Below are 23,188 nucleotides of genomic sequence, written 5' to 3' on the forward strand. Positions count from 1 at the left end.
CAGCCCTGCGGTGGCGGTGGTGACGACTTTGGACAGCACAATGCAGCTCAGCACACCAAGGACCGCACCCACCAGGGCCCCAAGCGCGGCCGGAAGGCTCCGGGACCAGGTCCCGACGGTGCCAAGTGCCACCAGCGCGGTCGCGGTGCCCGGGATTCCGATCAGCCCGCCCAGGGCCAGGCCGGTCAGCAACTGGGGCATCGGCACCGCGAAGGTGGTGAACCGTGCCGGGTCCAGGGTCATATCGGCGGCCGAGGCAGCGACCGGGACAACGGCCCATCCCAGGAGGGCCGCGGCGCCGCCCAGCACGACCACCGTCTGGGCCAGTCCGGCGTCCGCCCCGCGGAGGACGAGCAACCCGGTGATGCCCAGTGCGACGAGTCCCAGCGCATAGAGGGTGCCGATGCCAAGGCCCACCAGCTGCCAGGGGCTGCGCCGGAGGCTGTTGCGCAGCAGTGTCAGCTTGAGCCTTAGAAGGTGCGCAACCATTCCAGCCCTTCCGTGTGGTTGCGGCCGCCGACCAGCTGGACGAAGCGGTCTTCGAGGGACTCACCGGCGCGTACCTGGTCCACCGTCCCGGCGGCGAGCAACCGGCCGGCAGCGACGACGGCGACGTGGTCGCACATCCGCTGGACGAGGTCCATGACGTGGCTGGAGACAATGACGGTGCCCCCGGACGCCACATAGCGGTCCAGGATGTCGCGGATGTTGGCAGCGGAGACCGGATCCACTGATTCGAACGGCTCGTCCAGCACCAGCAGCCGGGGCGCGTGGATCAGTGCCGAGGCGAGGGCTATCTTCTTCGTCATGCCGGCGGAATAGTCCACCACCAGCGTTCCGGCGTCGGGGCCCAGGTCCAGGGCGGCGAGCAGCTCCTTTACCCGCGCGGCCACGACGTCCTTGTCCATGCCGCGCAGCAGGCCGGCGTAGCTGACCAGCTGCTCGCCGGTCAGCCGGTCAAAGAGCCGGACGCCGTCCGGGAGGATCCCCATCAGCTTCTTCGCTTCCAGCGGGTGCTTCCAGACATCCACTCCGTGCACGAACGCCGTACCGAACTCGGGCCGCAACAGTCCCGTGGCCATCGACAGCGTCGTGGTCTTGCCGGCCCCGTTCGGGCCGACAATCCCGTAGAAGGAACCGGCCGGAACGTCGAGGCTGAGACCGTCGACGGCGATTTTCTCGCCAAAGCGTTTGGCCAGCCCGCGCAGCGACAGCGCGGGAACCGCCGGGTATTCAGGGTCATGCGGACGCGGCTGCTGAAAAGTCATGTCGTTAGACTAACCGTCCCGGCGCCCGGATAAGGATCCCCCGCGGGAGGCAGCCCCGCCCCGCAGACGGGCACCGGTCCCTCAGCCTCGCTAGAAGGAGTGGCGGGGAATGGCACGTTCGTACTGCGGCGGCCAGGCCAGCTCATGGCCCAGCTCGAACGCGGCCCGCAGCCACCAGTGCGGGTCGCGCAGCGCGGCACGGGCGATAAAGACGCCGTCGGCCTGGCCGGTAGCGACGGCATGCTCGGCCTGGCCGGCGGAGGTCAGCAGACCCACGGTACCGGTCCGGACGTCCGTTTCGCGCCGGATCCGCGCGGCAAATCCGGTCTGGTAGCCGGGCCCGACCGGGATCTGCTGGTAGGCCACCGCTCCGCCGCTGGAGACGTCCACGAGGTCCACGCCGTGTTCCGATGCCGCCTGGGCCATCCGCACCGAAGCCTCCACATCAATGCCCCCCTCGGCCCAGTCAGAGGCGGAGATCCGCAGCAGCAGCGGCATGGAGTCGGGGATGACGTTCCGCACGGCGTCGACCACGGCGAGGGTCAGCCGGTTCCGGCCGGCCTCGTCGCCGCCCCAGCCGTCGGTGCGGTCGTTGACGAGCGGACTCTGGAACTGGTGCAGGAGGTAGCCGTGGGCGCCATGGATTTCGATCGTGTCGAAGCCGGCGCCGACGGCCCGGGCGGCGGCGGCGGCGAAATCGGCGATCACGCCCTCGATCCCCTCCTCCGTCAGCGCCGAGGGCGCCTCGTACCCGTCAAAGGCTGAAGTGCCGGGACCCAGGGTGGGCCAGCCGCCGTCGGCGGCGGCCACTGTTCCTGTTTTGCCGGAGAACGGCCAGTAGGAGGACGCCTTCCGGCCGGCGTGCGCCAACTGGGTGCCAATCTTGGTCCCTGCGGTGCCGTGCCGGTGCACAAAGGATGTGACCCGTTCCCAGGCCGCCGCCTGCTCGTCGTTGTAGAGTCCGGCGTCCCGGGGGCTGATCCGGCCTGCGGCGTTCACGGCGGCCGCCTCGGTGAGGATCAGGGCTGCGCCGCCGGTGGCGAAGGAACCCAGGTGCACCAGGTGCCAGTCGTTGGGAACCCCCTCACCGGTCTCCGGATCACAGCTGTACTGGCACATCGGGGAGACCCAGCCGCGGTGTTGCAGGTGCAGGGAGCGCAGTTCCAGCGGCGTGAAGAGCGCCGAACCCATCAGAAGAGCACCCGGGCCAGGTTCTGGCGCGCTTTCGCGACGCGTTCGTCCCCGGTGCCCACAACGTCGAACAGTTCCAGCAGCCTGACCCGGGCGGTTTCCCGCTGCGGCCCGAAGTTCCTGCCGATGAACGCGACGATCCGGCCGAGTCCGTCCTCGACGTGCCCGCCGGCGACATCGAGGTCGGCCACACCGAGCTGGGCGTCGAGGCTGTCCGGCTCGGTGGCGGCTTTTTGGCGCAGCGCCTCGGTGTCCGCGGCGGACAGCGGCTGGAGCCGGCCCATCAGCTCCACCTGTGCGAGTCCGGCCTTGGCGTCGGCATCGGCGGGCATCTCGAGGAGGGCCTGGCGGTAGGCGTCCGCGGCAGCGGCATAGTCACCGGCTTCGATCGCGTCAAACGCCTTCTGGTGCAGGGGCGGCAGCGGCGGGGCCTCGGCTTCGGCGGCACCGGGTCCGCCCGCGCCGATCCGTCCGCTCACGCCGTTGGCCGCGGCGACCTTGAGCAGTTCATCCAGCAGGCTGCGGACCTGCGGTTCCTCGGCGCCGCCCTGGAAGAGGGGCACCGGCTGGCCTTTCACGAGGGCCACTGCGGTGGGGACGGCCTGCACCTGGAATGCCTGGGCGAGTTGCGGGAACGCCTCGACGTCGGCGGCACCGAGGACCAGCTGGCCCTCGTAGCTGTCCACGATGCGCTCAAGGACGTCAACCACTTCGGCGGAGCCAGGCGAGTACGCCGCCCACAGGGCAACGACAACGGGCACCTGCGCCGACAGCTCAACGAGTTCCTGGAAATTGGCCTCGGTGATGTCGACCCGAAGCGGACGGCGGGGGTGTTCCTCACCGGCGTTGCCCGCGGCGGGCGCGCCGGGGGTGCCGGTGCCGGCCGGTGGCGCCGCGGGACGCTGTTTGAGCGAGGACAGGTCGACGGCGCCCCGCAGGTTGAGCGGGTTGGCGGCAGCTGGCGGGACGGGGCGGGAAGCTGGCGAAGTCATGGTTCCACTCTAGCCACATCGGCCCGGACCGGTGCCACGGGCGGGCCCCGGCAACAGAAAAGACCCGGCCTTGCGGCCGGGTCCCTCCTGTCAGGGCTGCTGCCTACTTGAAGTTGGCCCCCACGAGGCCGCGGGTGGCGGCCACGAGTTTCATCGGGTCCTGGGATCCGGCCGGCGGGATGTAGACGGCCACGGATTCGGCGAAGTTCAGCACCATGCCGGTGCTGGTCTCCTTGCCGCCGGCCAGGGCCGCCGCGTCGTCACCGATCGTCAGCTTGTCGCCGGCGGCCTTGGGGGTGCCGTCGAACGCGAAGTCCAGGCGGCCCAGGGCCAGTGCCCCGCCGTCGGCGGTCCGGAACACTGTGACGCTCTCCGGCACGATCTTGTGGGTGAAGGAGAACGTGCCGTTGACGCCCGAGTTCACCACGTCGGTCTGGTAGGCCAGCGTGTCAGCGATGTACGGCGAGGATTCACCCTCGGCGACCTTGTCCTTGTACGCGGAGTCAGCCGAGTTCAGCCGGTCGCCCAGCGCGCCCAGCGCTTCCTCGCCGCTGTTGAGGAGACCCGATTTATCCGAGGGTGCCAGGGTCTCGGTGCCGCCGCGTGCGATCCCCGGGAAGGTCGTTCCCGGCTGCAGCGGCGTGGTCAGGACCAGCTTGTAGTTCTCCCGCGGGGAGGCCTGGGTCAAGGTGAGCAGCTGCGGAACCACATTGCCTTCGCCCTGGGTGACCGCCATGACCGTGCGCGGCCAGCTGCGCTTGTCGGTCACCACGGTCGTGAGGAGCTTGGTGGCGCGGACCGGCATCCGGGCCTCATAGGAACCGACCTGGGAGCGGATCTTGTAGTTCTGCGTGCGGACCTCGAGTTCGGGGCCGGCCACGCGCGGTTCGAGCTTGCTGGCGTCCTTGGCGGCATCACCGGCGTCGACGGCACTGGCAACCTGCTCAAGGATGCGGCGGAACTGGGCATCGACCAGCACCGGTGAGTCCGGAGACTGCCCCGCGGCGGCAGAGGTGCTCGGCGACGGGGCGGGCGTCTGGCTGGCCTGGGCCGCCGCACCGGTCCCGGCGACGGCGGTGGCGGCCAGCATGGCCACGACCACGCCGGGGCGCCGCAGGCGCCGGGCGGCGGTTGCGGCTTTGGCCGTGAGCTTTCCGGAGTCGTTCTTCGGGGCGCCCTTGGGGGTGCCGCCGGTCGCGTCAGGGGCTTTGGGGCCACCGGCGGCCGGGGCCACGGCGGGCACCGTAGGGGTCGCTCCGGTGGGGCTGCCGCTGCCGGTCCCGGCACGGGGGCCGGACTTGGGCTTGAGCACCAGCAGGGCGGCGCCGGCCAGGACCAGCAGGCCGCCGAGAACCATAAACGGAATGGCCCACGGGGTGGAGGTGTCATTCGGGAAGGTCATGGTGATGGCGCTGGGGGCCGGCTTGGTGCCGTCCGTGGCGAGCAGCAGGGCCCAGTCGCCGTCGGCCGGCGGGGTCCAGTTGTACTTCAGTTCGCCGCTGGCGTTCTCCGTGGAGACCCACAGGTCGGAGCCGGCCGGGGAGGGAGCGGCCGGTTCCCCGTCGGCATGCGTCAACTGCAGCGCCTTGCCGTCCTCGGACACGCCGGAGACGGTGTTGTGGGCGGTCGTGCCGACCCAGGCGTCGACGTCGTCCGGGCGGCCGGCGGCCAGCATGAAGCTGCCCTCGCCCTTGACATTGATCGTCACCGTGCCCTCGTGCAGGGTGCGCAGCTTCTCGTCGAAAACGGTTAGCGGCGCGGCGGTGGCGCCGGCTGGTACGGTGGCGGTCACGGACTCGGCAGGGGCCCAGAATGTCTTCTGGCCGATCCCTGCCAGCAGTGTCAGGAGGCCCAGCAGCACTAGTGCAACTGCAGTCTTGAAACGCAAAATATTACCTATCATCAGCGGACACTTAGCTTCAATAGTAACCATTTTGTTACCACGGAGTCAGATCGGGCTGTCTGTCAACCCCTCCCGCGCCACCCCCGGCCGCTGCTTCGCCGCGCCATAACAAGGCTGCTGATAGTGTTTGCGGTGATCATCACACCCGGGCCGCGACAGCGGCCTCGCGGGGAATATTCAGAGGACAAAGGGCTTTCAACGCAGTGACTGGACACACGGATTCGTCCCCCTCAGGACCGGAAGAAAGCCAGGAATCCGGCAGCACGGCGGGTGGCCCGCAGGAGCAGCTTTCCCCCCGCCGGACGGCCCTGGCCGGCATGCTGAACTCGATGGCCCACCGCTTGCGCCAGCCCCTTCCCGGGGCCCAGCCGCGGCTCCGCTTCGAGATGCCCCCGGAGCAGGAAGCCGACGAAATCACGCCGGAGAGCGAGACCAGCGCCCGCTTCGGCCACCCCGGCCCGCGCATGTCCTCCCAGCACCCCCTGTACGTCGGATTCATGGGGACGGTCGGGGTCGGCGTGGCCCTGCTCGTTTACTGGATCGGTTCCAACACCACGCAGCTGCTGCTCTGGATCGTGGCGGCACTCTTCATCGCCCTGGGCCTGGACCCCGTGGTGCGCTGGCTGGAGGGGAAAAAGCTCCCCCGCGCGGCAGGAATTGTGGCCGCTGTCGGCACCCTGGGACTGGCCATCGCCGCCTTCTTTGCCACGCTGATCCCCACAATTGTCCAGCAGGTCACCCAGATCGTCGAGGAGGCGCCGCGCTGGGTCACGGACTTCATCAACTCCGACTTCTTCCGCAGCATCGACAACCAGTACGGGGTGCGTGAACGCATCACCCAGGAGCTGGAGAAGTTCGTCAACAACCCGGAGGCCATGGGCGGCATCTTCGGGGGCGTCGTCGGCTTCGGCACCACCCTGGCGAACGGCCTGTTCGGCGCCCTGATCGTGCTGGTGCTGAGCCTCTATTTCCTCGCGGCCCTGCCTGCCATGAAGAAGTGGGGCTACCGGCTTGCCCCGCGGTCCCGCCGGGCCCGGGTCGAGGCGCTGTCCGAGGAAATCACCGGATCGGTGGGAAATTACGTGATCGGCCAGGCCGTCGTCGCCCTCGTAAACGCAACCTTCGCGTTCATCGTGATGTCGATCGTCGGCGTTCCCTTCGCCGTGCTGCTGGCGTTTGTCGTGGCCCTGCTCGCGTTCATCCCCCTCGTCGGCGGGCTGATCGCCGGCGTCATCGTCACGCTGATCGCCCTCACGGCAGGCTGGCAGACTGCTGTGGTTTACGCCATCTGCTACTTCGCCTACCTGCAGTTCGAGGCCTACTTCATCTCCCCGCGCATTATGCAGAAAGCCGTCGCGGTGCCGGGCGCCGTCGCCGTCATCTCGGTGATCGCCGGCGGAAGCCTGCTGGGCGTGCTGGGCGCACTGATCGCGATCCCCACCGCGGCGGCGATCATGCTCCTGATCAAGGAAATCTTCATCGTCCGCCAGGACAAGCACTAAACGTTTTCCGCTACGGAAAGGCAGGCGGCGCTCAGGCCTGCGCCGTGGCCACCGGGCCGTTCCATTCCTGCGGCAGTCCGGTACCGCCGGCGCCTGCAGCTCCGCCGGCAACGCCAGCCAGCACCTCGCCGACAATCTCGTTGAGTACCCGCCCGGCGTACTTCTCCCCCACCCACAGGTGCCTGGCACCGTCCACGCCCACGACGCGGGCCTGCGGCACCACCGCAAAGCGCTCCGTGGCCTCGGCCGGCTGGAGGTAGTCGTCCAGCTCGGGGACCAGGACCTTGAGCGGTTTGCCGGAGGCGGCCCATTCCTTGAGGTGCACGTCCGTGGCGCGGTGCAGCGGGGGCGAGAGCAGGATGGCGCCCTCCACCTCGGAGGCCACCGGCTCCGACGCACCGTACATCAGCGCGAGCTCGGTGCCGAAGGACCAGCCCACGAGCCAGCGGTTCGGCAGGCCGCGGTCGACGGCGAACTGCACGGCCGCTTCGACGTCGAGGCGTTCACCGATCCCCTCTTCGAACGCCCCTTCGCTGGTTCCCCGGGGCGATCCCGTGCCGCGCGTGTTGAACCGGAGCACGGCGATGCCGGCCAGGGCGGGCAGCCGGTAGGAGGCTTTGCGGTAGACGTGCGAGTCCATGAAACCGCCGTGGGTCGGCAGCGGATGGAGGGTGATCAGGGTGGCCTTCACCTCGCCCGATTCCGGTAGCGCCAACTCGCCCACGAGCCGGTGGCCGTCGCTCGTGCGGAGCACGACGTTCTCCCGGCGGGCCGGGAGAACGGTGGAAGCGCGGATCGCGGTCGGTGCGGAAGGCTGGCTGAAGACGTACGACGCCGGGTCAAAACTCATGCGTCCAGCTTAGCGAAAGCCGCCGGCGGGTCAGTCAGCGGTAGCGGTAGCTGCGTGAGGTCCAGCAGTTGGTATGCCAGTGCCGCCGCTCCGCAAGCCCGGCGGCCGCCCCGAAAAGGTGGTCCTCGGACCACACCACGAGGTGGGCCACACCGGGCTGCACCGCCGTCGAACAGCCCGGACAGATGTAGGTCTTTTCGGCCCGGCTCGCGGTGATAGGACGGACCGACCATTCTCCGTCCGGTGCGCTCTCCCGGCGGGCAAAGCCGGAACGCGCGCGCTCCAGGTCCAGTTCCGGCACCGGGCCGCCCTTGGCTCCGGGCTTCTGTACTTTGCCTGGCCCGGGCCGTCCCGGGACGGCGCGGCGGGGGCGGTTGGAACGGGGCATGGTTCCATTCTGCCCCAGTCCGGGTGCCTCTTCTCCCCGCAGACGGTAGTGTTGACCCGGTGCGTTTAGTCATAGCCCGTTGCTCCGTTGATTATGTCGGACGGCTCAAAGCCCATCTCCCGCTGGCTACCCGGCTCCTGCTGGTCAAGGCCGACGGTTCCGTTTTGGTCCATTCGGACGGCGGGTCCTACAAGCCGCTGAACTGGATGAGCCCCCCGGCGTCCCTGCGGGTCTCCACCCCGGACGAGGTCGATGTTGAAATCGGCGTGGTCGAACAGTGGACCGTCCAGTCCGCCAAGACCGACGACCGCCTGATCATCAACATCCATGAGCAGATCCATGACACGTCCCATGAGCTCGGCCAGGACCCCGGGCTGATCAAGGATGGTGTCGAGGCGGACCTGCAGCGGCTGCTGGCTGACCAGATCGAGCTTCTCGGCACCGGGTTCTCCCTCATCCGCCGCGAGTACTTCACGGCCATCGGCCCGGTCGACATCCTGGCCAGGGACGCCAAGGGCGGTACCGTGGCTATCGAGCTTAAGCGGCGCGGGGACATCGACGGCGTCGAGCAGCTCACGCGCTACCTCGAACTGCTCAACCGCGACCCCCTGCTGGCACCGGTCCGCGGGATTTTTGCCGCCCAGCAGATCAAGCCCCAGGCCAAGGTGCTGGCGAACGACCGCGGCATCGACTGCGTCACCCTCGACTACGACGCCATGCGCGGCGTCGACGACGTCGAATCGCGGCTCTTCTAAGAATCAAGACGATTCCACCAGGGCGGCCCCGGGACCGTATTCCCGGGTCCAGCCGGCGACGGGCACGTAACTATCGACATCACCCTAACGAAACGTGGCACCGGTAATCCGCCGTGAAATCGTTCATCGATTCTTTGTACAAAATTTATGGAATTCTGCGCCGCGGCCGTTGACCTGAGGCAACTGGCATGAAATTCTTAGACCAGTCTTTGTGTAGGTGTTTTTTCATGCTCGCAAGACATGTTGCGAGCGTGAAGCTCCTGCCGCCGAAGCCCGGTAATTCCGGTCCCACAGCCAAGGTTCTTCTCGCGGAGTGACCAAGGCCGGCACGAAGTGTGCCGGCCTTAACCCAGATCCATAATGAGGAGAAATACATGGCACAGGGAACTGTCAAGTGGTTCAACGCTGAAAAGGGCTTCGGCTTCATCACCCCGGATGACTCCGATGGCGATGTCTTCGTTCACTACTCGGAGATCCAGACCGGTGGCTTCAAGACCCTCGACGAGAACGCTCGCGTTCAGTTCGAAATCGGCCAGGGCGCCAAGGGCCCCCAGGCTACCGGCGTGACGCTGGTCTAGCACCCCGCAGCGGAACTGCCTGCGGCAGTCTCCGCGCAAAGATGGTCCCCGGCATCCGTGCCGGGGACCATCTTTTTGCCTTCCTGCCCCCGCGAAACCGGATCAGCGCACCAGCGTCCGGAGCAGCCGCGCACTTTGCCGCACCGAGAGGCCCGGGAGATAGGCCTGGCTCAGCGCCCTGCCCATGGCGGGCAGCTGCAGCGGATCCTGGTAATAGAGATACAGGGTCCGGTACTCGGGCTTGAAGCGGGACTTGAAGGTGGCGAGCGAGCGGAACCCTTAGACGGGCTCCAGCGCCTTGCCGACGACGTCGAGGATCCCTGCCAGCCCCTCGGACCCGGCCTCATCCCCGGCGCCCGCGGCTGGCGCGGTGTCTTTCGCCAGCGGCGATCCGGACAGCGAGATGACCTCCACCGAGCTCCGCAGCTCCTTCACGGCGGAGGCGATCAGGAATTCCATCACCCCCGGGAAGGAATCACCGCGCCTGCGCATAACATCCAGCGTCCAGCTCACGAGGCGCCCGCCGGCATACACCGGCAGCCAGCTGGTGACGCCCTGCACCTGCCCCTCGGCGTCCACCGCCAGGCAGCAGAGCACCTCCTCGTCCTCCAGCTCGTCGATGCCGCCGAGGGTGAAGCCCATTTCGGGAACGGATTTCTGGGCGGCCCATTCCTCCGAGACCTCGATCAGCTGGGCGCGCAGCGCAGGCGCGAAGTCGGCGTAGCGTCCCCACACCGCGTGCACCCCGGTCTTCTCGGCCCGGTTCAGGGCGGTCCGGACGTTCTGCCAGTCCTTGCCCTTGAACTCCAGTGAGCGGACGGCCAGCCGGGTTTCCTGGGCCACGGCGACCCGCCGGAAGCCGCGGCCCTCCAGCATCGGCCACAACTCGTCGGTGCAGGAGTAGAAGCTCGGAATGAGGGCGTGTTCGGCGCAGTACTGGATGAAGCCGGCTGCGGTCTCCTCACGGAACGCCGCCGGGCCGAAGGGTCCGGCCAGCGTCAGCGCGACATTGCCGTGCTGCTGGTACGCCACTCCCCCGTGGCCGTCGGGCGCGAACCAGTACTTGTTGGGCTCCCACAGCGCCATCCAGGACAGGGAGTCGCCGCCCTGGCGGATCAGGCCGCGGGCCACCTCGCGGTCCTCCGCTCCGGCGTCGGTGCGGTGCAGCCGTCGCTGCAGGACCAGCCAGACGGCGGCCAGGGCAACTGACCAGAAGATAATCCCGGAGGCGGCGAAAAGGAAGGCCTCGACCGCGTTGCGGCCCTGGAAGATACGGCTGTAGCTACCGGGGATGGGGAGCGGCAGGTACTGGCGGGAGAGTTCCGCGGCCAGGCCCAGCAGCCCGCCGTCGCGGTCCATGCCGCCGGCGGCGAACCAGACCCCGGTGTAGCACGAGGCCAGCACGAGCCAGGTGCCGCCGACGGCGGCGGCGAGGGCCCGGCGGGCCCGGGGACTCGTTTCGACCCGGAACTGCCGGCGGTTGGCCGCAAGCAGCACCACCAGCACGAGCGGAACCACCACGAGGGGCAGCACGTGGACGAAGCCTGATCCCATCACCCCGGTGCGGGGCCGGTTGGGGTACTGCGGAATCCTGGCGATCAGGGACAGGTAGACGGCGGCCAGGGCCGTCACGGCGAGCTGGAGCGTGATCGCGATCCGCAGGGCGAGGCGTCGGCCGTGCCGCATGCCGTCCGCGCAGATCAGCAGCAGCACCACAGGTACGACCGCCAGCGCGAGGCCCAGGGGGCCGGCAAAACCGGCGCGGCCGGCCTCGAGGCAGGTGACGTCGATGCTGCCGCCGCAGATCTGTTCCAGCTGGTTCAGCGTGGGCAGCGGGTTCAGGACGACATCCCGCAGCAGGGCCAGCGGCCCGGTGGGGGTCCGGACCGTAGCCGTCAGGATCGGGCCGACGGCGAAGATCGCCACGGTCAGCGCCAGCAGGTTGCGGGTCTCGCGCCCGGTGGAGCGGTGCCGGTGCAGGGTGCCCTTGTCGCCTTGAATCCACCATCCGGCCGACAGCCCGGCCAGCGCCCCGGCGAACCCGACGACGGTCTCCGGGTGCCCCACGTACAGCACGAGCATCAGCGAAATGGAGACCACAGCGGTCCGCAGCCGCCGCTGCCACAGCGTGGGGAGCAGCCCGCTGGACGCCAGCGAGACGGCGAGGACCGCGGCGTACGGGCCCATCAGCCGCGCGTCCACCATCCGGCTCAGCCAGCCGTCGTCGACGTAGCGGGCAAGCTGCGTCAGCAGCAGGAACAGCGTGACCGCGGCGAACTGGGCGGCGAAGTAGAACACGGCCGTGCGCCGGGTGCCCAGCTTCCGTTCGGCGAAGCCCAGCAGGACCAGGATCATCAGCGCGGCCGCGGCGTAAGCCGGCAGGTTCGTGGCAAAGAACATCGAGGTGAACAGCGCCCACCACCGCCCGGACTTCAGGTCCGGGGCGCCGACGGACGCCACGTCCAGCAGGGATTCCGGTGGCCCGGCGAGGAAACTCCCGGTGGCCGCACCGGTGATCAGGAAGGCCGCGAGGACCGCCAGTGTGAAGGGGATGGCGCGCAGATGGCCCAGTGACTGCCGCAGTCCCTCACGCCCCAGGCCCCGGAGGGAGGCAACTCCCGTCCCGGGCTGCCGTGCCGTTGCTGCCGGGCTCACTGGGTAATCCCCCAGCGGGATGCCAGGAAGTCGAGCCCGGCGGGCAGCCCCTTGGACCCGGTCTCCCAGGAGTGCCCGGCATCGGGGATCCGGCGGGCCTCCACGTTGAATCCGGCAGCGCGGGCGGCCTCCGACAAAATCTTCATGTAGCCAATGAACTCATGGTCCCGCTCGCCGGCGCCAAAATAGATGCCATGCCCTTCGTAGCGGCGCTCCTGCATGAGCCGCAGCGGTGTCTGGCGGTCGAAGGCTTCGGTGTCGCCGCCGAAGGCGACGGCGATGGTTTTCTCCCGCTCCTTGGCGAGGGCCGGTTCCTTCTCGCTTGAGAAGGCCAGCGCGGAGCTGTAGATGTCAGGGTGCCGGGTCACCATCTGCATCGCGCAGGTCGCGCCGAAGGAGAAACCCCCGGCGGCCCACTTCGAGGGGTCCGGATCCACGTCCAGCGTCCCGTTGATCCAGGCGGGCACGTCCACGGCGAGGAAGGTGTCCGCCCGGGCGATCCTGCTGTCCATGCAGAGGGTGTTGCCCGCGGCGGAGCCGTTCGGGTCAACAACCACCACCACCGGCGCCACACCGTGGTGCGCTGCCGCGTACTGGTCCATCCGGGCCCGCAGCGCCCCGCCGGTGAGCCAGTCCGCCGGACCGCCCGGCTGGCCGGAAAAGAGAACCAAAACAGGGAGGGCAGGCCGGGGCGTGGCCCGGTAGGCCGGCGGAAGATAGATGTAGGCCTCGCGGCTTTTGAACCCCGAGCTGGTGCCGGGGATCACGGCGCGCCGCAGCACACCGCCGTCGGGCAGATCGGCCGGCGGCTTCCAGGCCGGCAGGCCGATGCCGGCGGAGGCTCCGGGGGTACGTTTCAGCGCGTCTTCCAGCGGCTGGATCCGCGCCACGGCGGTGCCCATCAGGTCGCTCACCGTGTGGTTGAGACCAAAGTAGCCGTTAATCTGGACGGCGGAGAGCAGCAGGACGCCAAGCAGGGCACCCGTCGCCGCTGCAGTCCTCCGGGCGGGGTGCCGGCTTCCCCCGGGTGCGGGGTTCCGGGCGCCCGGGCGGCGCCAGCTGACCCACAGGACCGTGATCCAGAGCAGCAGTGCGGTGACCGCGGGAAGGGACCAGGCAAGAACCTCACGCGGCAGCTCGCCCGGGAAGACGGAAAGGACATAGACCAGCAGCCAGTGGGCTGCGGCCAGCAGTGCGGCGGCACAGAGGAGGGCGGCGGCGGGGGCAAGCAGGGACTGGAGCCAGCGGGGACCCGCCGGCCGGAGGGTGCGGCGTTGTCCGCCGCGCCAGAGAAGGTAGGCCATTCCCGCCGCTCCGGCGGCCCAGGCAATCCACAGGACCGGGCCGTCGACGAGCCGCAGGTCTTCGATGAAGTCCACCGGGGCTAGCGCCAGGTGCCGACGCCAATGACCGGCCCGGCCTCAAGCCAGGATGACAGCCCGGTGTAGGCGTCAAACCGCATTGCGAGCAGGACGTCCTGCCCTTCATACCGGAGTTCGACGATCACGGCGTCGGGCTGGATCTTGACGAGCTCGGATTCAGTGGGCTTGCGCCGGCCGATCAGCTCGAGCGAGCTCCGGCGGAAGGTGTGCTTCGGCCTCATGCTCAGGGAGGCGAGGCGGAACCACTCAAGGTCGTTGTCCTGATAACGACAAACCCCCATCTGCCAGCTGTTCCCAGCCGTGCAAATGGAGGCGTCCACCGTGCCCAGGGCGCGCCGCAGATTGAAGCGGCGCACCCCGGAAAGGCACAGTGCCAATACCAGCAACGCAAAGATCGTTGCCAGGACGATGAACGGAAAAATTGTATCGTTCATCAAGGTCGTGCTAGCGGATCCCCGCAGTAGCTGCGTCGCCCATTTGGGCGTTGTCAGCGACAATGACGACCCGGTTGTTGTCGACGGAGAAGAAACCGCCGTCGACAACTACGGCAATGCGGTCACCGGAGACCGGCTGGATTGCCAGCTCACCTTCGGCCAGAATCGCCAGCAGGGGCGAGTGGCCGGGCAGGATTCCGATTTCACCATCGCTGGTGCGGGCCTTGACCATTGTGGCCGCTCCGGACCACACGAAGTGGTCCGCTGCGACAATCTCAACCTCAAGCTCAGCCATATTACTTGGTCTGTTCCTGGATCTTGGCCCACTGGCGCTCAACGTCATCCAGGCCGCCGACGTTGAAGAACGCCTGCTCTGCGATGTGGTCGAGGTCGCCGTCGCAGATCGCCGTGAAGCCTTCAACGGTGTCCTTGATGGTCACAGTGGAGCCTTCGACGCCGGTGAACTGCTTGGCGGTGTAGGTGTTCTGCGAGAGGAACTGCTGGATGCGGCGTGCACGCGACACGACGATCTTGTCCTCTTCAGAGAGCTCGTCAACGCCGAGGATGGCGATGATGTCCTGGAGTTCCTTGTTCTTCTGCAGGATCTGCTTGACGCGGACGGCCGTGTTGTAGTGGTCGTTGCCGATGTACTGCGGATCCAGGATGCGCGATGTCGACGTCAGCGGGTCAACGGCCGGGTACAGACCACGGGAAGCGATTTCACGGGAAAGTTCCGTGGTCGCGTCGAGGTGTGCGAAGGTCGTGGCCGGGGCCGGGTCGGTGTAGTCATCCGCGGGGACGTAGATGGCCTGCATCGAGGTGATCGAGTGGCCCTTGGTGGACGTGATGCGCTCCTGGAGGAGACCCATCTCGTCAGCCAGGTTGGGCTGGTAGCCCACGGCCGACGGCATGCGGCCGAGGAGGGTGGAAACCTCGGAGCCTGCCTGGGTGAAGCGGAAGATGTTGTCGATGAAGAGCAGCACGTCCTGGTTCTGCACATCGCGGAAGTACTCCGCCATGGTCAGGGCGGACAGTGCCACACGCAGACGCGTTCCCGGCGGCTCATCCATCTGGCCGAATACAAGGGCGGTGTCCTTGAGGACGCCCGCCTCTTCCATTTCAACCCAGAGGTCGTTACCTTCACGGGTACGCTCGCCGACACCGGCGAACACCGAGGTGCCGCCGAAGTTGCGGGCAACACGGGTGATCATTTCCTGGATCAGCACGGTCTTGCCGACGCCGGCACCGCCGAACAGGCCGATCTTGCCGCCCTTGATGTAGGGGGTAAGAAGGTCGATGACCTTGATGCCGGTTTCCATCATCTCGGTGGAACCCTCAAGCGTCGCGAAGGCCGGGGCCTTGCGGTGGATGGGCCAGCGCTCGGTGATGTCGAGTTCGGCCTCAGTCACGTCAAGCGGCTGACCGAGGACGTTGAAGATGTGTCCCTTGACGACGTCGCCGACAGGCACGGAGATGGGGGCGCCCGTGTCCACCACAGCGGTACCGCGGACGAGTCCGTCGGTTGCCTGCAGGGAGATGGCGCGAATGACGTTGTCGCCGAGGTGCAGGGCAACCTCGAACGTGATGGTCTTGGTCTCACCGTTGAGAGTAATCTCGGTGGTGAGTGCGTGGTAAATCGAGGGGATTGCGTCAGCCGGGAATTCGACGTCGACAACCGGGCCAATAACACGTGCAATACGGCCGGTAGCACCGGTCGTCGCGGCTACGTGTTCGGTAGCAGTGGCAGTCATCTCTCTCACTTCACTCAGTAGATGGCGTTGGGGTTAAGTTTACTTTGGTGCAGGTACAGCAGGATCCAAGCTCGGGGAGGCTAGGACGCGTTCAACGCGTCGGCACCGGCCACGATTTCGGAAAGCTCCTGCGTAATTTCAGCCTGGCGGGCAGTGTTGCGCAGACGCGTGAACTTCTTGATGAGGTCCGTGGCATTGTCACCGGCGGACTTCATTGCCCGCTGGCGGGCAGCAAGCTCCGAAGCCGCTGCCTGCAGCATCGCGGCGAAGATACGTGATTCGATGTAGCGCGGCAGCAGAGCATCAAGAACCTGCTCCGTTTCCGGCTCGAATTCGTAGAGCGGCAGGAGGTCCGTTTCGGACGCCGCCTGCTCTTCGACAACCTCCAGCGGGAGAAGACGGACAACCGTCGGCTCCTGCGTGACCATGGACTTGAAACGGGTGTAGACGACATGGATCTCGTCGACGCCGCCCTCGGCGTAGTCCGTCGCAAAGTCAGCCAGCAATGCCTCGCCGATTTCCTGTGCGGTGGCAAACTCCGGCGCATCCGTGCCGCCGGTCCAGACCCGCCCGTAGGGACGGTTCCGGAAGTCGAAGTATGCCTGCGCCTTGCGGCCGACCAGGTAAAACTTGACTTCCTTGCCCTCCTCGACGAGCAACTCGTTGAGGCCTTCCGCCTGCTTGAGCACGCTCGCGGAGTACGAACCTGCGAGGCCACGGTCCGAGGTGATTACCAGGACGGCGGCCCGGCGGATCTGCTCCGGCTCGGTGGTCAGCGGGTGGTCGATTTCGCTCTGGCTTGCGACAGCAGAAACGGCACGCGTGATGGCGTTTGCGTAAGGCAGTGAAGCTGCTACGCGTGCTCGGGCCTTGCCGATGCGCGAGGTAGCGATCAGTTCCATCGCCTTGAAGATCTTGCGCATCGACGTCGTCGAGCTGATCTTCTGGCGGTAGACCCGGATCTGGGCTCCCATACTTATCCTTTCCTAAGATCCCGATGGCCGGGACTGCCGGAACCTTGTGGGTCCCGGCAGTCCCTGCCAGCGAAACTAGCGCTTCTGCTTGACGATTTTTTCCTGGTCGACCTGTGCCTCGTCGATGGGGGTGTGCTCTTCATGCCCCGCACCCACCAGGAGGTTGTCTCCCTCGCCGAAGAAGCCCTTCTTGAAGTCCACGATCGCGGTCTTCAGTGCTTCTGCAGTGTCATCGCTCATGACGTTGGTCTGGGCCAGCGTCGTCAGGATGGAGGACTTGTGCTTGAGGTGCTCCAGGAACTCGGTCTCGAAGCGGTTGATGTCCTCAACCGGAACGTCGTCGAGGTACCCGTTGGTGCCGGCCCAGATGGAAACGACCTGGTCCTCCACCGGGAACGGCGAATACTGGCCCTGCTTGAGCAGTTCCATCAGTCGTGCGCCGCGGGTCAGCTGCTGGCGCGATGCGGCGTCGAGGTCCGACGCGAACATTGCGAATGCCTGCATGTCGCGGTACTGGGCCAGTTCCAGCTTCAAGGTACCGGAGACCTTCTTCATGGACTTGACCTGGGCGGCGCCACCAACGCGGGAGACGGAGACACCCACGTCGACGGCCGGACGCTGGTTGGCGTTGAAGAGGTCCGACTGCAGGAAGATCTGGCCATCGGTAATGGAGATCACGTTGGTCGGGATGTAGGCGGAAACGTCGTTTGCCTTGGTCTCGATGAGCGGCAGGCCGGTCATCGAACCTGCACCGAGCTCGTCAGAGAGCTTGGCACAACGCTCCAGCAGACGGGAGTGCAAGTAGAAGACGTCGCCCGGGTAGGCTTCGCGTCCCGGCGGGCGGCGGAGCAGCAGCGATACTGCACGGTAGGCTTCGGCCTGCTTGGAGAGGTCATCGAACACAATGAGGACGTGCTTGCCGCCGTACATCCAGTGCTGGCCGATCGCCGAACCGGCGTAGGGTGCCAGGTACTTGAAGCCTGCGGGGTCGGACGCGGGGGAAGCCACGATGGTCGTGTACTCCAGTGCGCCGTTGTCCTCAAGCGTCTGACGGACGGCTGCGATCGTCGATGCCTTCTGCCCGATGGCTACATAGATGCAGCGCACCTGCTTGTTGACATCACCGGAAGCCCAGTTGGCCTTCTGGTTGATGATCGTGTCGATGGCGATGGCCGACTTGCCGGTCTGACGGTCACCGATGATCAGCTGACGCTGGCCGCGGCCGATCGGGATCATGGCGTCGATGGCCTTGAGTCCGGTCTGCATCGGTTCGTGGACCGACTTGCGCTGGGTCACGCCGGGCGCCTGGAGTTCCAGTGCACGGGTGGTCTCGGCCTTGATCTCGCCGAGGTCATCGATGGGCTCGCCCAGCGGGTCAACGACGCGGCCAAGGAAGGCATCGCCCACCGGAACGGACAGAACCTGTCCGGTGCGGTGTACTTCCTGGCCCTCTTCGATTCCGGTGAAGTCACCGAGGATGATGACGCCGATTTCGCGGACGTCGAGGTTCTGGGCCAGGCCCAGCGTGCCGTCTTCGAAGCGAAGCAGCTCGTTCGCCATGACCGAGGGAAGGCCCTCAACACGGGCGATGCCGTCACCTGCGGTTGTTACACGGCCGACCTCTACGCGCTCTGCGTTTCCGGGTTCGTAGGACGCCGCGAACTCGTTCAACGCAATACGGACGTCGTCGGCGTTGATGGTCAATTCGGCCATCTGCAGTCCCTGCTCTCCTGTTTTCGTGATCATCGTTGCTCACGATGACCGGGGTTTCGTTTCGTTAAGTTGTGCTTGTCCGGCTAGCTAAGCAAGCTGACGGTGAAGCTGGCCCAGGCGGGCGAGAACCGAAGCGTCTACCACTTCGTCACCAACCTGGATCCGGATGCCACCGATCAGTGCCGGGTCAACGTTCATATTGATCTTGAGCTCGCGGCCGTAGAGGGCATTGAGCCCTGCCTGCAGACGGCTGGTCTGGGTCTCCGTCAACGCACGGGTGACGCTGACCGTTGCAATCCAGCGCTGCTGGCGCTTGGCCGCAAGCTCGGCGAAACGACGGACGAGTTTGGTCACCTTGAGGCCACGTGGCTGCGATACCGCCTGTCCGATGAGGACCTTCGCCTCCTCGCTTGCACTGGGTACAAGCTTTTCAGCCAGGACAACCTTGGCAGCCGGGCTCGCCTGCGGTTCAGACACGGCACGCTGTACCTCGTGGTTGGATTCGACGACCTGGTTGAAGGAGAACAGGTCGTTCTCCAGCGCTTCCAGACCGCTGATCCCTGAGGCAGTGACGGCAGACTTGTTTTCAGCAACGGCGATTACCACCGAAGCGGCAAGAGTCTCGAGGGCATCGCCGATATCGCGAGCCGATGCCCAGCGTGAGCCGGCCAGTCCGCTCGTGATTTCCACAGCATCAGCGGAGACTTTCCCGCCGAAGAGCTGCCTGATCAGCGCTGACTTTTCGTCACCGCTGCGGGACGGATCAGTCAGGGCGCGGCGCAAGCCAGCCGAGCTGTCCACCGTTCCCAGGATTCCGAAGAGTTCCTTGGCCAACTGCAGCGAGGCGAAAGGAAGCTTGGCTTCCAGTGCCACCAGGGCCGCGGTCAGCGATTCGCTCGATACACCTGCCATTACTTAGCTGCACCTGCGTTCTGGTTCTCCAGATCTGCCAGGAAGCGGTCAACCACACGCGCCGAACGCGCATCATCGTCAAGCGACTCGCCGACGATGCGGCCTGCCAGCGTCGTGGCCAGCGTGCCAACCTCCGCGCGGAGCGACACAACGGCCGCCTGGCGCTCGGACTGGATCGCCGCGTGAGCCTGGGCCGTGATGCGGGCAGACTCTGCAGCTGCCTTTTCCTTCAGGTCCGCAAGGATCTGGGCGCCTTCGGCACGTGCTTCCTCGCGGATGCGGTTGGCCTCGGCACGGGCATCAGTGAGCTGCTGCTTGTACTCTTCGAGTGCAGCGGAAGCCTCTGCCTGGGCCTTTTCGGCCTTGGCAATGCCGCCCTCAATGGCCTCGGCACGCTCTGCGAAGGTCTTCTCGAACATCGGGACAACGTACTTGACCACGATGTACATGAGGACAGCAAAGCCGGCGAAGACGACGCCCATTTCCCAGGGATTGGGAACCAAAGGCGACTGGCCTTCAACGGCGGCTGAGATGATCAGCTGATTCATAATTCACCCGTCCTTTTCTACTCGGTTCTGGATGTTCGCTTAGTTCTGAAGTTCAGACTAGAGAACGAACGCGAAGACCAGGCCGAGGATGGCGAGAGCTTCAGTCAGCGCGAGGCCGAGGAATGCGATCGGCTGGAGCACACGCTGTGCCTCCGGCTGGCGTGCGACGCCGTTGATGTAAGCGGCGAACACGAGACCAACACCGATACCACCGCCGATTGCGGACAGACCGTAACCTACGAGGTTGAGATTGCCGTTCATATTTCTTCCTTTCAAGATGCCGTCTGTGCGGCAGGTTGTTTGGGTTGCTTCATCCCACGAGGGGAAGTTTGTGGGTGCCTAGTGGCTGTCCGCGTGCAGTGCGCCTTCGATGTAGATGGCGGTCAGCAGGGTGAACACATAGGCCTGCAGGACCATGATCAGCGCTTCCAGCATGTACATGGCAATCGCACCGCCAAGGACAAGGATCGACGTGCCCTTCAGCAGGAGGTTCTCCTGCGTGACGAGGTACTCGATGCCGGAACCGGCGATCATCACGATCAGGTGGCCGGCCAGCATGGTCGCGAACAGACGGAGGCTGTGGGTGACCGGGCGGACCAGGAAGTTGGAGATGATCTCGATCGGAATCACAATCGGAAGAATGTAGCCCGGGACTCCGGTGGGCACGGTGGCCAGCTTGAAGTAGCGCAGGCCGTTCTTCTTGACGCCGATCACGATCCAGGTGACGTACACGATCGCGGCCATCACGTAGGCGCCGCCGACATGCGAGAAGGTGGGGAGCTGAATCACCGGAATGGCGCCGTAGATGTTGTTCACCAGGATGAAGAAGAACAGGCTAAACAGCAGCGGGACGTACTTCATGAAGTCTTTGCCGCCGATGATGTCCTTGGCGATGCCGTTGCGGACGAAGCCGTAGGCGGCTTCACCTGCAAACTGCAGCCTGCCGGGGACGAGCTGACCCTTGCGGGCAGCCATCAGAAAGAATGTGGCGATAATAACGACCGAAAGGATAACCAGCAGCATCTGCTTGGAGAATCCTTCGGCTGCCCCCCACGGCAGGATTGCCGGCAGGTGCATTTCTTCAATTCCAGGAGGCGTAAAAGGTCCTGAATCTTGGGCCGGGAGCGCAAGCGCGATCAACGCGTTTCCTCTCTGCAGTGTCCATCATTGGGCGTTGGTCGGGGAAAGTCGACGTTGCTGTCAGAAACTCCCCGTGTGAAATTATTTGGCATTACTGATCCTCGTCCTTGGACGGGCCACGTGCAGCAGTGTCCCCGCCAGCCGAATTACGCGAACTGGTGAGGCCGTGCATATGAGAAAGATAGAACCCTCCCGCGGCTCCAAGCAGGGCGCCTGCGAGCACAATCCAGCGGGTTCCCCACAGATTATCCAGACCCCACCCTATCAAACTCCAGACCATGATTCCGCCAACAATGTAGCTGAAGACGGCGATCCCGGCGTTGTATCCGCCGTCGCGTCCGTTGTCCGAAACACCGGGGGTGGCCGCGCTGGTTTTGGGGGTGCCGGGCGTCTTCCGGCGTCGGTCGTTGCGGCTAAACATCGGTGCCGCCTTCCGGGGTCTCTGGGTCGTTGTAGAGCTGGAGCCGTGCCTTGCTGAAACCATAAATCTCGGCGGCCTGCCACAACACCACAGTCACGACGGCGCCGGCCAGGAACCAGCGCCCGTTCAGCCAGTCGGGGCTGCCGATAGCGAACAGCACCACGGCAAATCCGACGACCTTGATAAAATATGTCGCCGCAAACAGGCCGATGGCTCCGGAAGAGTGATTGCGGCCGCCGAAGTGGCCTACGAGGAGGCTGATCGCGAAGAAGGCGATTACCAGCGTCCCGCCGAAGAGGGACGACAGCGCGGCCGCCATTCCGTCGAGCAGGAGCGCGGCCAGGCTTGTGACCAGCAGGGCTCCGCCGCCAACAGCCGAGCTGATGGCCAGCAGGCGCAGCCACAACGACTTTGTGGGACCCGAGACACCAACTTCTCCGGCGCCGGACGTTCGTCCGGGTTCGGCGTTGGAGGTCATCAGATCCCAATCGTCGAGGGGTGTTTGCTGGTCAGAATGTCACGGCGAAGTACCGCACCTGAATTCTACAATAGATAGAAATTATTCGGAAAAGCCCGCGTCATCCCTCTTCTGCAGACGAACGAGGACCCCGTCCCGGGGCCTTGTGGCGCAGGTACGGCCAGGCCGTAATTCCGGCCATGATGATCATCGCCGCCAGCCCGCCGACCAGGACTAACTGCCACGGGTAGACGGCAAACGCCAGGCCACTGAAAGCCAGTACGCAGGTCCAGAGGTACATCAGGATGACAGCACCGCGGTGTGAGTACCCGATGTCAAGGAGTTTGTGGTGAAGGTGGCCGCGGTCCGCCGACCACGGCGAACGCCCGAGCGCGGTGCGCCGCACGACGGCCAGGCAGAGATCCAGCAGCGGCAGGAACAGCACAGCGAAGGGCAGCAGAATCGGGATGATGGTGGGGATACCGTTCGCCCGGTCGTACAGCCCGGAGCTGATCTGCCCGGTGGACACGATGCCGGCCGACGCCATGATCAGGCCGATCAGCATGGCGCCCGAGTCACCCATGAAGATCTTCGCGGGGAACCAGTTGTGCGGCAGGAAGCCGATGCAGGCGCCGACGAGCACGGCGGTCAGCAGGGTTGCCAGGTCCGAGCGGTCCAGCAGCACGGCAGTCCGGTGTACCCAGTAGGCCGTCAGGAAGAACGCCGTTCCGCCGATGATGGCGACGCCCGCAGCGAGTCCGTCGAGCCCGTCAATGAAGTTAAATGCATTCATGGTGGTCACGATCAGGCCGGCCGTCAGCACGATGCTCACGGCGTCGGTCTCGATCACGATGGGCTCGGGGATGAACGGAATGATTGTCATCCGGACCCCCCAGACCGCCACCACCAGGGCCGCGGCGCTTTGTCCGATCAGCTTGACCCACCAGCGCAGGTCCAGCAGGTCATCCGCCACGCCCACGAGGACGATCACGGCTGAACCCGCCAGGATCCCCCAGGGTGCGTCGTTGTTACGGAAGATGTCCTTGACGAAGAACGACTGGCTCGCAATGAGCAGGGCGACGAGGAATCCGGCGAAGATCCCCAGGCCGCCGAGCCTCGACAGGGGGGTTGAGTGCATGTCACGGCTGCGGATCGGCGAGAACAGCTCCATCCGGTTTCCGACCAAGCGGGCACCCCAGGTAGCCATGTAGCTCACGACTGCCGCTGAGAGCATCATGAGCAGGTACATAATCACGGCGAAGACACCCGCTTGGAGCCGTCGGCACAAGGGTCACCCGGTTGCGCAGCCCGGAACCACGGTGATGCCTCGTGACTCCGGGATTGGGGTGAACTCAGTCGCTGTGGGTCTGTCTT

22 protein-coding genes and 2 pseudogenes are annotated in these 23,188 nt (G+C 66.0%); 3 read left to right on the top strand and 21 right to left on the bottom strand.

Annotation, left to right across the window (positions count from 1 at the left end; genetic code table 11):
- The 5 genes and pseudogenes from BJQ90_RS17705 to BJQ90_RS17725 form a co-directional block, all read right to left on the bottom strand.
- A pseudogene (locus BJQ90_RS17705) lies at positions 1-489 on the bottom strand (transporter); the annotation flags it as partial.
- On the bottom strand, positions 471-1,268 hold the full coding sequence (locus BJQ90_RS17710) for an ABC transporter ATP-binding protein (RefSeq protein ID WP_226761526.1): 798 nt from the start codon (positions 1,266-1,268) through the stop codon (positions 471-473). The pseudogene BJQ90_RS17705 and the gene BJQ90_RS17710, both read right to left, overlap by 19 nt.
- A 90-nt stretch (positions 1,269-1,358) precedes the next feature.
- Positions 1,359-2,459: an NADH:flavin oxidoreductase/NADH oxidase gene (locus BJQ90_RS17715; protein WP_226761527.1), complete on the bottom strand. Its 1,101-nt coding sequence runs from the start codon at positions 2,457-2,459 to the stop codon at positions 1,359-1,361.
- Complete coding sequence (locus BJQ90_RS17720; RefSeq protein WP_226761528.1) at positions 2,459-3,451, bottom strand: tetratricopeptide repeat protein; 993 nt, start codon at positions 3,449-3,451, stop codon at positions 2,459-2,461. Before BJQ90_RS17720 ends, BJQ90_RS17715 begins: the two co-directional genes overlap by 1 nt.
- A 103-nt stretch (positions 3,452-3,554) precedes the next feature.
- Positions 3,555-5,354 carry a hypothetical protein gene (locus BJQ90_RS17725; protein WP_226761529.1) on the bottom strand — a complete coding sequence of 600 codons (1,800 nt, stop codon included), beginning with the start codon at positions 5,352-5,354 and terminating at the stop codon, positions 3,555-3,557.
- Between the two features lie 317 nt (positions 5,355-5,671).
- On the opposite strand from BJQ90_RS17725, the gene BJQ90_RS17730 reads away from it, so the two are divergent.
- On the top strand, positions 5,672-6,856 hold the full coding sequence (locus BJQ90_RS17730) for an AI-2E family transporter (protein ID WP_226761565.1): 1,185 nt from the start codon (positions 5,672-5,674) through the stop codon (positions 6,854-6,856).
- A gap of 31 nt (positions 6,857-6,887) precedes the next feature.
- Here the strand turns inward: BJQ90_RS17730 and BJQ90_RS17735 are convergent, their stop codons facing one another.
- On the bottom strand, positions 6,888-7,706 hold the full coding sequence (locus tag BJQ90_RS17735) for an alpha/beta hydrolase (protein ID WP_226761530.1): 819 nt from the start codon (positions 7,704-7,706) through the stop codon (positions 6,888-6,890).
- A gap of 34 nt (positions 7,707-7,740) precedes the next feature.
- Positions 7,741-8,094 (bottom strand): ATP/GTP-binding protein, encoded by a 354-nt coding sequence (locus tag BJQ90_RS17740; protein WP_226761531.1) that lies wholly within the window; start codon positions 8,092-8,094, stop codon positions 7,741-7,743.
- A 59-nt stretch (positions 8,095-8,153) separates the two neighbouring features.
- Between BJQ90_RS17740 and nucS the strand changes: the two genes are divergently transcribed.
- Positions 8,154-8,849: an endonuclease NucS gene (gene nucS, locus BJQ90_RS17745; RefSeq protein ID WP_226761532.1), complete on the top strand. Its 696-nt coding sequence runs from the start codon at positions 8,154-8,156 to the stop codon at positions 8,847-8,849.
- Between the two features lie 374 nt (positions 8,850-9,223).
- Positions 9,224-9,427 carry a cold-shock protein gene (locus BJQ90_RS17750; protein WP_024365900.1) on the top strand — a complete coding sequence of 68 codons (204 nt, stop codon included), beginning with the start codon at positions 9,224-9,226 and terminating at the stop codon, positions 9,425-9,427.
- Between the two features lie 102 nt (positions 9,428-9,529).
- On the opposite strand, the pseudogene BJQ90_RS17755 reads toward BJQ90_RS17750, so the two are convergent.
- The 14 genes and pseudogenes from BJQ90_RS17755 to BJQ90_RS17820 all read right to left on the bottom strand — a co-directional run bounded on the left by BJQ90_RS17755 (position 9,530) and on the right by BJQ90_RS17820 (position 23,069).
- A pseudogene (locus BJQ90_RS17755) lies at positions 9,530-12,025 on the bottom strand (rhomboid family intramembrane serine protease).
- A 53-nt stretch (positions 12,026-12,078) separates the two neighbouring features.
- Positions 12,079-13,461, bottom strand: coding sequence for an alpha/beta hydrolase (locus BJQ90_RS17760; protein ID WP_226761533.1), 1,383 nt, complete (start codon positions 13,459-13,461; stop codon positions 12,079-12,081).
- 5 nt (positions 13,462-13,466) lie between these two features.
- Complete coding sequence (locus tag BJQ90_RS17765) at positions 13,467-13,898, bottom strand: DUF2550 domain-containing protein (protein WP_226761534.1); 432 nt, start codon at positions 13,896-13,898, stop codon at positions 13,467-13,469.
- A gap of 10 nt (positions 13,899-13,908) precedes the next feature.
- Positions 13,909-14,193 carry a F0F1 ATP synthase subunit epsilon gene (locus tag BJQ90_RS17770; protein ID WP_024366377.1) on the bottom strand — a complete coding sequence of 95 codons (285 nt, stop codon included), beginning with the start codon at positions 14,191-14,193 and terminating at the stop codon, positions 13,909-13,911.
- 1 nt (position 14,194) lies between these two features.
- Positions 14,195-15,649: a F0F1 ATP synthase subunit beta gene (gene atpD, locus BJQ90_RS17775; protein WP_226761535.1), complete on the bottom strand. Its 1,455-nt coding sequence runs from the start codon at positions 15,647-15,649 to the stop codon at positions 14,195-14,197.
- Between the two features lie 80 nt (positions 15,650-15,729).
- Positions 15,730-16,623, bottom strand: coding sequence for a F0F1 ATP synthase subunit gamma (locus BJQ90_RS17780; RefSeq protein WP_226761536.1), 894 nt, complete (start codon positions 16,621-16,623; stop codon positions 15,730-15,732).
- Positions 16,624-16,698: 75 nt separating this feature from the next.
- On the bottom strand, positions 16,699-18,336 hold the full coding sequence (gene atpA, locus BJQ90_RS17785) for a F0F1 ATP synthase subunit alpha (protein WP_226761537.1): 1,638 nt from the start codon (positions 18,334-18,336) through the stop codon (positions 16,699-16,701).
- Between the two features lie 87 nt (positions 18,337-18,423).
- On the bottom strand, positions 18,424-19,248 hold the full coding sequence (locus BJQ90_RS17790; protein ID WP_226761538.1) for a F0F1 ATP synthase subunit delta: 825 nt from the start codon (positions 19,246-19,248) through the stop codon (positions 18,424-18,426).
- Positions 19,248-19,796, bottom strand: coding sequence for a F0F1 ATP synthase subunit B (locus BJQ90_RS17795; RefSeq protein ID WP_226761539.1), 549 nt, complete (start codon positions 19,794-19,796; stop codon positions 19,248-19,250). The genes BJQ90_RS17790 and BJQ90_RS17795 overlap by 1 nt, the downstream gene beginning before the upstream one ends.
- A gap of 57 nt (positions 19,797-19,853) precedes the next feature.
- A complete protein-coding gene (gene atpE / locus BJQ90_RS17800; protein ID WP_160664848.1) occupies positions 19,854-20,057 on the bottom strand; it encodes an ATP synthase F0 subunit C in 204 nt (67 codons plus the stop codon).
- A 78-nt stretch (positions 20,058-20,135) separates the two neighbouring features.
- The gene (gene atpB / locus BJQ90_RS17805) at positions 20,136-20,936 is read right to left on the bottom strand and encodes a F0F1 ATP synthase subunit A (protein WP_226761540.1); all 801 of its coding nucleotides are present in this window, start codon (positions 20,934-20,936) and stop codon (positions 20,136-20,138) included.
- Between the two features lie 91 nt (positions 20,937-21,027).
- Positions 21,028-21,357, bottom strand: a complete 330-nt coding sequence (locus BJQ90_RS17810; protein ID WP_226761541.1) for a hypothetical protein — start codon at positions 21,355-21,357, stop codon at positions 21,028-21,030.
- Positions 21,350-21,835, bottom strand: coding sequence for a hypothetical protein (locus tag BJQ90_RS17815; RefSeq protein ID WP_226761542.1), 486 nt, complete (start codon positions 21,833-21,835; stop codon positions 21,350-21,352). The genes BJQ90_RS17810 and BJQ90_RS17815 overlap by 8 nt, the downstream gene beginning before the upstream one ends.
- Before the next feature lie 100 nt (positions 21,836-21,935).
- Positions 21,936-23,069 (bottom strand): MraY family glycosyltransferase, encoded by a 1,134-nt coding sequence (locus tag BJQ90_RS17820; RefSeq protein WP_226761543.1) that lies wholly within the window; start codon positions 23,067-23,069, stop codon positions 21,936-21,938.
- Positions 23,070-23,188: the final 119 nt, after the last annotated feature.

Source organism: Arthrobacter sp. SO3 (assembly GCF_020532825.1).
Taxonomy (GTDB): domain Bacteria; phylum Actinomycetota; class Actinomycetes; order Actinomycetales; family Micrococcaceae; genus Arthrobacter.

What these genes read in the sequence shown, in the direction of transcription:
- BJQ90_RS17710 (WP_226761526.1), bottom strand. Translation starts at nt 1,268, where the DNA reads ATGACTTTTCAGCAGCCGCGTCCGCATGACCCTGAATACCCGGCGGTT.
- BJQ90_RS17715 (WP_226761527.1), bottom strand. Translation starts at nt 2,459, where the DNA reads ATGGGTTCGGCGCTCTTCACGCCGCTGGAACTGCGCTCCCTGCACCTG.
- BJQ90_RS17720 (WP_226761528.1), bottom strand. Translation starts at nt 3,451, where the DNA reads ATGACTTCGCCAGCTTCCCGCCCCGTCCCGCCAGCTGCCGCCAACCCG.
- BJQ90_RS17725 (WP_226761529.1), bottom strand. Translation starts at nt 5,354, where the DNA reads ATGATAGGTAATATTTTGCGTTTCAAGACTGCAGTTGCACTAGTGCTG.
- BJQ90_RS17730 (WP_226761565.1), top strand. Translation starts at nt 5,672, where the DNA reads ATGCTGAACTCGATGGCCCACCGCTTGCGCCAGCCCCTTCCCGGGGCC.
- BJQ90_RS17735 (WP_226761530.1), bottom strand. Translation starts at nt 7,706, where the DNA reads ATGAGTTTTGACCCGGCGTCGTACGTCTTCAGCCAGCCTTCCGCACCG.
- BJQ90_RS17740 (WP_226761531.1), bottom strand. Translation starts at nt 8,094, where the DNA reads ATGCCCCGTTCCAACCGCCCCCGCCGCGCCGTCCCGGGACGGCCCGGG.
- BJQ90_RS17750 (WP_024365900.1), top strand. Translation starts at nt 9,224, where the DNA reads ATGGCACAGGGAACTGTCAAGTGGTTCAACGCTGAAAAGGGCTTCGGC.
- BJQ90_RS17765 (WP_226761534.1), bottom strand. Translation starts at nt 13,898, where the DNA reads ATGAACGATACAATTTTTCCGTTCATCGTCCTGGCAACGATCTTTGCG.
- BJQ90_RS17770 (WP_024366377.1), bottom strand. Translation starts at nt 14,193, where the DNA reads ATGGCTGAGCTTGAGGTTGAGATTGTCGCAGCGGACCACTTCGTGTGG.
- atpD (WP_226761535.1), bottom strand. Translation starts at nt 15,649, where the DNA reads ATGACTGCCACTGCTACCGAACACGTAGCCGCGACGACCGGTGCTACC.
- BJQ90_RS17780 (WP_226761536.1), bottom strand. Translation starts at nt 16,623, where the DNA reads ATGGGAGCCCAGATCCGGGTCTACCGCCAGAAGATCAGCTCGACGACG.
- atpA (WP_226761537.1), bottom strand. Translation starts at nt 18,336, where the DNA reads ATGGCCGAATTGACCATCAACGCCGACGACGTCCGTATTGCGTTGAAC.
- BJQ90_RS17790 (WP_226761538.1), bottom strand. Translation starts at nt 19,248, where the DNA reads ATGGCAGGTGTATCGAGCGAATCGCTGACCGCGGCCCTGGTGGCACTG.
- BJQ90_RS17795 (WP_226761539.1), bottom strand. Translation starts at nt 19,796, where the DNA reads ATGAATCAGCTGATCATCTCAGCCGCCGTTGAAGGCCAGTCGCCTTTG.
- atpE (WP_160664848.1), bottom strand. Translation starts at nt 20,057, where the DNA reads ATGAACGGCAATCTCAACCTCGTAGGTTACGGTCTGTCCGCAATCGGC.
- BJQ90_RS17810 (WP_226761541.1), bottom strand. Translation starts at nt 21,357, where the DNA reads ATGTTTAGCCGCAACGACCGACGCCGGAAGACGCCCGGCACCCCCAAA.
- BJQ90_RS17815 (WP_226761542.1), bottom strand. Translation starts at nt 21,835, where the DNA reads ATGACCTCCAACGCCGAACCCGGACGAACGTCCGGCGCCGGAGAAGTT.